This window comes from Streptomyces sp. ICN903 (assembly GCF_022015835.1).
GTDB classification, from domain to species: Bacteria; Actinomycetota; Actinomycetes; order Streptomycetales; family Streptomycetaceae; genus Streptomyces; species Streptomyces fenghuangensis.
This window is the reverse complement of the sequence record NZ_JAKMAY010000571.1, coordinates 1-1,354: the sequence shown is the minus strand read 5'-3', so window position 1 is coordinate 1,354 and position 1,354 is coordinate 1. Positions and strand designations below refer to the sequence as shown.

The 1,354-nt window shown below is 77.2% G+C and carries 1 protein-coding gene; it reads left to right on the top strand.

Features of this window, described 5'->3' with window-relative positions; genetic code table 11:
- Positions 1 to 223: 223 nt before the first annotated feature.
- Positions 224 to 1,354, top strand: a 1,131-nt coding sequence (locus tag L7D48_RS28865; RefSeq protein ID WP_237884063.1) for an NAD(P)/FAD-dependent oxidoreductase, incomplete at its 3' end; no start/stop codon positions are given.

Below are 1,354 nucleotides of genomic sequence, written 5' to 3'. Positions count from 1 at the left end.
CCCCCGTGTCCCCCGAGCGTTCCCCCTACAGACGGCCGCCGCGCCGCTCCGCCGCCCCGTGCCGGCGGTGCGGCGCCGCGTTTCCCGTCGTCTCCGACTCTGCCGTCCACGCCTGGTGAAGCCCATCCGTACGGCTACTCAGAACCGGACTCAGGTACTTCTACTCATCTACTGCGTACGGCCCTTCGAAGCTGTTACCGCGCCCCGGTTAGAGTGCCTGGTCATGGCACGGACTGTGGTGATCGGCGCCGGTATGGGCGCCATGGCCGCCGCCGCCAGGCTGGCCGTGGCGGGCCACCGGGTGACGGTGTACGAGCGGGCGCGGACCCACGGCGGCGCGGTGCGCCGCCTGGAGCGGGACGGGTTCGGTTTCGACACCGGCCCCGGGCTGCTGTACCTGCCCGCCGTCTGGCGGGACCTCTTCGTCAAGACCGGACGCGAGCCGCTGGAGGAGTGCGTCGCGCTGACCGAGGTGGACCCGGCCGTCCGCCACGTCTTCGCCGACGGCACGTCCGTCCTCCTGCCCGGCGGCTCCCGGGCGGGCACGGTCGACGCCCTGGACTCGGCCCTCGGCCCGGGCGCGGGAGAGCGGTGGAGCGAGCTGCTGGGCCGCGGACGCAGGACGTGGGAGGCCACCCGGCGCCCGCTGCTGGAGGAGCCGCTGACCGACGCCGGCGACCGCGCCCGGCTCGGCGCCGACCCGTATCCGGCGCCGCGGCGCGGGCTGCTGCGCCGCCGCGCCCCCTTCCTGTCCGAGATCGCACGCGCCGAGCTGCGCGATCCGCGGCTGGTGGCGCTGCTGGAGAGCCATGCGCTCGCCCACGGGCTCGACCCGCGCCGCACCCCGGCGAGCGCCGCCGTCCTTCCGTATCTGGAGCAGACCTTCGGCACCTGGTACGTCGGCGGGGGGATGCGCGCGCTGGCGGACGCGGTGTACGAGCGGTGCCTGGCACGCGGGGTGGAGTTCCGGTTCGGCACGGCGGTGTCCCGGATCGCGGTGGAGGGCGGCCGGGCCGCCGGGGTGGAGCTGGCCGACGGGTCGCGGGTGGGTGCGGACACCGTGGTCTGCGGGATCGACCCCCGGCCGATGTACGGCGGCCGGGCCAGCGCGGCGGACGGCGGCCCCGGCTACGCGGCGGGCCGGCTGACCGTGCTGCTCGCGCTGCGCGGCCCCCGGCCCGAGGACGCCGTCCACCGCACCGTGGTGCACACCAGGGGGCCGGGCGGGGTGGCACGCGCCGTCACCGTGCTGCGGCCCGGCGACCCGTCGCTGGTCCCCGACGCGGAGCACGAGTCGGCGGTGCTGTCGGTGACCGTTCCGCCGCACCGCGCGGGGGCGGCCGGGCCGCCGGCC